Annotated in this window: 7 protein-coding genes; 3 read left to right on the top strand and 4 right to left on the bottom strand. The window is 56.2% G+C overall.

Translation table 11 applies throughout. The features are described 5' to 3' along the window. Positions 1 to 190: 190 nt before the first annotated feature. Complete coding sequence (locus H0Z09_RS18370) at positions 191 to 724, bottom strand: SMI1/KNR4 family protein (RefSeq protein WP_186692149.1); 534 nt, start codon at positions 722 to 724, stop codon at positions 191 to 193. A 153-nt stretch (positions 725 to 877) separates the two neighbouring features. Between H0Z09_RS18370 and H0Z09_RS18365 the strand changes: the two genes are divergently transcribed. Continuing rightward, on the top strand, positions 878 to 1,468 hold the full coding sequence (locus H0Z09_RS18365; protein WP_346656800.1) for a GNAT family N-acetyltransferase: 591 nt from the start codon (positions 878 to 880) through the stop codon (positions 1,466 to 1,468). A gap of 142 nt (positions 1,469 to 1,610) precedes the next feature. Here H0Z09_RS18365 and H0Z09_RS27380 read toward each other — a convergent pair whose 3' ends face one another. Next, entirely contained in the window at positions 1,611 to 2,006 is a 396-nt protein-coding gene (locus H0Z09_RS27380; RefSeq protein ID WP_238340270.1) for a hypothetical protein, read from the bottom strand. Between H0Z09_RS27380 and H0Z09_RS18355 the strand changes: the two genes are divergently transcribed. Beyond that, on the top strand, positions 1,986 to 2,792 hold the full coding sequence (locus H0Z09_RS18355) for a GNAT family N-acetyltransferase (RefSeq protein ID WP_186692145.1): 807 nt from the start codon (positions 1,986 to 1,988) through the stop codon (positions 2,790 to 2,792). The two genes, H0Z09_RS27380 and H0Z09_RS18355, sit on opposite strands and share 21 nt — an antisense overlap. Positions 2,793 to 2,852: 60 nt before the next feature. Here the strand turns inward: H0Z09_RS18355 and H0Z09_RS18350 are convergent, their stop codons facing one another. Together H0Z09_RS18350 and H0Z09_RS18345 are read right to left on the bottom strand one after the other, a co-directional pair. After that, positions 2,853 to 3,197, bottom strand: coding sequence for a DUF6124 family protein (locus H0Z09_RS18350; RefSeq protein ID WP_186692143.1), 345 nt, complete (start codon positions 3,195 to 3,197; stop codon positions 2,853 to 2,855). A gap of 534 nt (positions 3,198 to 3,731) precedes the next feature. Continuing rightward, a complete protein-coding gene (locus H0Z09_RS18345) occupies positions 3,732 to 4,460 on the bottom strand; it encodes a hypothetical protein (RefSeq protein WP_186692141.1) in 729 nt (242 codons plus the stop codon). Between the two features lie 210 nt (positions 4,461 to 4,670). Between H0Z09_RS18345 and H0Z09_RS18340 the strand changes: the two genes are divergently transcribed. Continuing rightward, positions 4,671 to 6,299, top strand: coding sequence for a methyl-accepting chemotaxis protein (locus H0Z09_RS18340; RefSeq protein ID WP_186692157.1), 1,629 nt, complete (start codon positions 4,671 to 4,673; stop codon positions 6,297 to 6,299). The last annotated feature ends 12 nt before the right edge of the window (positions 6,300 to 6,311 follow it).

Raw genomic sequence — 6,311 nt, 5'->3', positions numbered from 1 at the left:
GGGGGCAGGAGGGGGAGTTTGAGGGGTGCGACGGATGGACGCGGTTGGCTAATTGCAGCCCCTTTTGACGGGCAAATATGGCCAGCAGCGGAGGTTTGCGAGTGGGTAAATGAATCTGTTCCTGTTCCGTGTAGATGAGCACCGTCTGAATCACACTGCATAGCGAAGCGGCGTCAGATTGGATGAATCGTTAGGGTTCAGCTGCCAGTTCCGAGCTCACCTCGGTTTGCCACATAGACCCAAGATCGGTTGCTCGTGAGTCTATGGTTGCAATGGCGTCGAGACAATTAGCCATGGTCTCCGTGGTGAGGTGCTCTTGGTAGATACAGAGGCTCTGAGCAAATTGCGCAAGAGAGGAATTTATGAAAACGCTCTCGTTGTAGTGGTCGTGGTTGAAGCAGATGACGTGTCGGCTGTCCATGTCAATAGCAATAACATCGCCAGAACCGTTGTGACCAATAGGGAAATAAGATTTGGGTAAGCCGAAAATGTGTACTCGTGACTCAATTTCCGACTGTGAGTAGGCATAGAACGAAAGAAACGGCGCGGCATCACGCGGCAGCCCTTGTGCCGCCAGAAAGCTTGAGTCTTCTCTTGCGAGACGGTGGGGAAGGGACTCAGAGTCAAACAAAACGAACTCGTCAAGATGAAGGTCGAGACCTGCGGGAATCTTCGGCAGAGATGCGACGAATCGATTTTTGAAGTTTAGTGAGATGTCGTTCATGAGGCCTGACAATCAAGGGGGGGGCGGCTTCGCTGGCGTAAGCGAGCGGTTTGCATATTGTTAGATTCCAGCTGCGAATTGGCAAGAGCTCTGTCTCGCTTGTGCTGCAGCGAATGGTAGATTCCTTGCGAACATATCAGCGCGTTCTCAATCATGCGGCACATGTGGCCCAGCGAACGCATCGGTACGCGGAGCGCGTTCTACGAACAATCAGGCGATCACAGCATTGGGGTTCGCGAGCTTTGCGAAAGGCTAAGTGCGCCCTATCATGCGGTCTCGTTCAATCAGGGTGCTAATGGAATGGCAATACGATTAAGGCAAGCATGCGTAACTGATATCCCCGCGGTCTACCGAGGCGAGGAAAGCTATATTCGGTGTTGGGAGCCAGAGCATGAAATCACGTGGCGCTTGCAACTGGAGCGGCACCTGACGCGCTGGGTGGAAAATTTTGAACGGCTTACCATCGCGCTCATGGGTGATCACTTCGCGGGATACTCGCTTTGGGCGCCGGATCAAGGCCTCGCAGAACTTAGTACCATTCATGTAGTGGCAGACCATAGACGTAGCGGCGTAGGAATGGCGCTTCTGGAGGCGTATGCGCTGGACGCGGCAGCCCAGGGATTCACTCAATTGCGTTTAAGTGTACGGCCTGACAACCCTGCGAAGTTGATGTACCAGAAAGCGGGTTTTCTGTGTACCGGCACGGGGGCCCATGGCTACCTAACGTATGAGCGCCACGCTTGATGGTCACGTGAGTGACATTTACTTCTGGCCGACTCCCGTCTTTTCGCGTAGGGCAGCTATGGGGCGATTGGGAAAACCGACTTTTCAAAACAATCGGCCGATTACTGATATTGAGAAGGGAAGTACGACCTTTAGCTGACGTTCAAATTCGTGACGCTTTGCACAGCAGCGCTATGCAAAGCACTGCCGCTTGCGGTAACCAGGTGTATGCAAAGTTCTCCAGGAAGAAGGGGCCTTTTCCGGTTGTGTAGATGGCAACGGCAAGGCCCAGCCCGACGCCGATGGCTGCCACCGGTATACGCGTGAACTGTGGAGGATTGTTTTCTACCGATCTCATTCCCTGTGACCTTTTTGAAGCGGATGGTGTGTTGAATGTCCGCAGGTTTTTTACAGTGAAAACCGGCCAAATCAAGCGATATTTAAAATTCCATCTATCTGCTGGCAGGTGTCTTTGCAGGTGCGTATTGTTTGATTGGCCGATACCTTCCCTGGAAAACACGCGATAAGGAGCATGCACATGGACGTCGAAATGGCTCATGCGATCGAGGCCGCTGAAAGCGAGTATTTGTGTTCCCGCGTCGAGAGCTTGTCTCGGGTAAGTGGAAACCCTTTTGGTGCTCGTGTGTTTTTCAACGACGCTTTTCCCTGCTTTCAAGTGAAGGCATCACCCAGCCCGATGCTCAATCGCATCTACGGCGACAGCACCGGCAGCCCGCAGTCACTCTTGAGTTTGCTCAAGGAGTCAGCAGAGTATTCGACTGTAACGCCGCTTATCGGGAAGGCCTCGACGTTGGGACCGTACGCTTTTGCGGGAGAGGGACGACTGGAGCGTCTGAGGGGATGGACGCACCTGCAACTCGCGTGCTCCATCGACGACGTGGTTTTGAACCCGCATTCATTCGAAATCGAAGAGGCCACTTCACAAACGCTTCCTGAGTTCGCCGCTGTGCATGCGAGTGGATTTCATACAAAGCCGGAGCATCTTCAGTTGAGCCAGGATTCGTTCGCAGGACTGATGTCAAATGAACGTCTGAAAATCTACGTCCTTAAATCGGATGGACAGGTAGTTGCAGGAGCGTTGATGTACCTGGCCACCAATGGCGTCGCGTACCTTGGGACGGCTGCCACCCGAAAAAACGCACGAGGCTTGGGCTTCCATGCAGCTCTGATAGCCCACCGGATAGAGCAAGCAAAGAAGTACGGCAGCCTTTTGATTGCCGCAACCGCGCTTCCCAGCTCGCAAAGTCGCCGTAATTTGCAGCGTGCAGGGCTGGCGACATCCCACGCTCAAGCGTTATATCGCCTGGCAGATACCCGCAGGTAAATCGCCGAGTCGTCGTAGCAATGGTCACTGCGACTCGGCGGCCTACCGGTTCACGAAACGTTAGCCAGCCGCTCCAGCACCCTCCCGCTCCATCAATTTATCCACCAACAACACCCCCATTTCACTCAATTGGTGAATCGCCAACGCGACATCCCGCTGTTTCCCCGTCAGCTCATCCGACAGGTCAAGCAGCAGCGTGGTCACCGAAGAAAAGGTTTCATAGCTATTGGCAATCAGCACTTCACTGCTGGCATCGTCAGCAACGCTGAACAGCGTTGTCGAGGGCGGAGGCGGGGGCTCTGGCGGTTCGGCGCCGGTGTTGAGGTAGTGATCAATCGCACGATGCGCCGCCTGATTCAGTTTCAGGTCGGGATCGTTTGGAGGGTTAGGCGTGACTTTGTACATATACGAAATTCCCCTTTTAGGGCCGACTCCGCTTCGCTACTAAACGAAAGGGTGGCAGCTGTACGCAGGTTAGTAGACCGGGGAATTCCGCAAAGCCGGCGCACCCGAAGGTGCCCTGCGCACAGCCGCCATCAAGCACAGACGGGAAGTCTGGAGGATGACGCTTGTGCACCAAGCGGAAATTACACCTCGGGCTACTAAACCCGATCACTGAAGTGTCAGCGACCGAGCCACCTTAGAGACGCCCACTCAAGCGCACAAGCCGGCGGATTCTGACGCAACTGTAGGCAATGCGGCAAGGTGCGCAAGCTTGGTGTAGGACACGTCGCAGGCTTTCCTACACAGCGCTCAACGCTGAAAATTCCCTGTAGTGAGCGGGCTTGCCCCGCGCTGGGTGGCGAAGCCGCCCCAATAAGAACGCTTCAGTGTTTCAGATAGAACACAGTCGCCTGATTTGGGGCGGCTTCGCCACCCAGCGCGGGGCAAGCCCGCTCACTACAATGTGGATTACGCAAGAGGTGACCGTCCTGCTTATCACGCCTGCGCGGAAAACCGCTGCGCTGCGCGTCGCTCCAACATGGCGGTTTCCGTCTCGCGTGTGGCCCGCTCACCTTTGTAGGACAGCTGAGTAAAAAAAACCGCATCCTTGAATTCCGCTGGAACCATGGTGCGCGTGTCTTTGAACAAGGGCGCCAGGTCAATGGTGGTGGCGAAGTTTTCCTTGGTCAGGCTGTAGAAGCCCATGTAGCTGCCCGACCAGGGTGAATCGGCGTCCACCAGGTCGATGGAGGCATCACGATAAGTCACCGCTGCCGCTTTGAGGCCAAGGGATTTGTTGAGCAGGTCGGTGAGCCGCTGGGTGTCCGAGCTGCTGAGCTGGCCGGCGGTATCGAGCACCTTGAGCTTGCCATCGGCCTCGACCGTGAAGCCATACTTTTTACTGGCAAGGTCGGGAGCGCTGCTCGACAGCGTCGCCTGGAATGCCTGAAAAGAGGCTTTCAGCACACCGTGCGCGCTGGCGGCCAGCTCGGCAAATCGAGGGAAGTCCGGCGATTGGGAGCGACCGATCCAGGTGTCGACGGCCTCCAGCGGCTCTACCGTGGCGCTGGCGCCTTCACTGGGATGGTAGATCACCGCTGGCGCGGCATGTGCCAGGGCATTCTTGGCGGTATCCGTCATCGGCTGGGGCTCGAGCTTCTGGTCGGAAGGCGTGAGGCGAGTGTTGGCCGGCGCGATGGAGGTGGAGCTGACGGGCGATAGCATTTAATCAGTCCTTGATTCGCGGGGTTTCCTACAGGTTATCGACAGGTGTGGAGCAAGCTTTAAGTCAGTCAATGGCCTGCGGCTTGCTGGCTGACCAGCGGAATCACCCACGCGACTGCAATCAATTCCAAGGGTGTAAAACCTGTCCCGGTGCTCAAGTATCGCAAACTCAAGGCGATAACTGACTACACCTCCTCAGATTACCCCGCCATGATCCTCCGAAAATTGAACCTCGCCTCACGCTCTGCCCTGTGCTTCGGTTTTTTCTGCGTGATGATCATTGCAATTGGATTGCTTGCGCTGCGCCAAGCTGACCGTCTCAATGCCGCGGAGCAATACGTCGAGACCAATGTCCTGCCCAGCGTCAAATTGCTCGGGCAGCTGGATCGAGAGTTCGTGAGCATCAGGGGTAACAACGCGCGCTTGCGCAACCCCCTTGAACCTGAGGATCGCAGGACCAAAGCACTCAGCGATATCCAGCTGTCTCGACAGTTGATCGACACTTACCTGCAATCCTTGGGCGCGCTGATCGTGACCCCCCAAGGCCGAGAAGCGTATCAGACGTTTGTACAAACACAGCGTGGCTATACCGCTGCGCAGGATGTTTATCTGGCATCAATTACGGCCGGGCAACTTGAAACTGCAGTGGCGATATCCAATGGCCAAATGAGAGATGCCGCCCAGGCGGTGGAAAAATCGATCGCCCGTCTGGTCGAGGTCAACGATGGTAAAGCCAGGAAAGCCGGCGCTGACGCCAACGATACCTATCAGCAAACCCTGTTGATTGTGGGCCTCTTCATCGCTGTCGCCGTGGCGGCTTCGTTGCTGCTCGCGCTGATGTACACCCGCAGTCTGACTCGGCCCATTGGTGAGTCACTGGAAATTGCCGAGCGTATCGCGGCAAACGATTTGAGCAAGGATATCAAGCTCGAAGGTACCGACGAAGCCGCTCGGTTGATCAGGGCGTTAGCGCTCATGCAAGAAAACCTGCGCCAGGCGCTGACGTTGATTGGTGACTCATCCACGCAGTTGGCCGCGACGTGTGAAGAAATGCATGCAGTCACCGAGGGGGCTTCGCGGACCCTCCAGCGCCAGAGTCACGAGATTGAAATGGCCGCCACTGCGGTGACCGAAATGAGCGCCGCTGTGGAGGAGGTTGCGAGCAATGCAACCTCTACTTCCGAGCTGACCGCGCAATCGAGCTCTGCGGCGATCGCCGGATGTGCTCAAGTTGAAGACACCGTGACTGCGATCAATCTGATGGTCTCCAATGTTGAGTCCAGTTCCGCCGAGGTGAGATCCCTGGCCGTCATGGCTGCCGACATCAGCAAGGTTCTGGACGTGATTCGGGCCATTGCTGAACAAACCAATTTGCTCGCACTCAACGCGGCAATCGAGGCGGCCCGAGCGGGAGAGGCGGGTCGCGGCTTCGCGGTAGTGGCCGATGAAGTCAGAGCCTTGGCCCATCGCACTCAGCAATCTACCCAGGAAATCGAGAAAATGGTGAGCTCGATTCAGTCGGGTACCAGCGGCGCGGTGTCGTCGATGAACCAAACCAGTGTCCAGGCCAATAAAACCTTGGAAATGGCCAATGGGGCGGGGGCGGTATTGGCGGCTATCACCGCCTCGTTGAACCAGATCAACGAGCGCAATCTCATGATTGCCACGGCATCGGAAGAACAAGCCCAGGTGGCGCGTGAAGTGGATCGAAATCTGGTGAGCATTCGCGACCTTTCCAGCGAAACCTCCGTGGGGGCAAGCCAAACGGCCCTCGCTACTGCCGAGCTGACCAAACTCGCTTCCGGGTTGAACCGGTTGACCAGGCAGTTTCAGATTTAAGCGGGGATTTTG

The organism is Pseudomonas sp. SWRI18 (assembly GCF_014268345.1).
Lineage (GTDB): Bacteria > Pseudomonadota > Gammaproteobacteria > Pseudomonadales > Pseudomonadaceae > Aquipseudomonas > Aquipseudomonas cedrina.
Note: the sequence above shows the minus strand (reverse complement) of the source record. Positions and strands in the feature narration are given on the sequence as shown.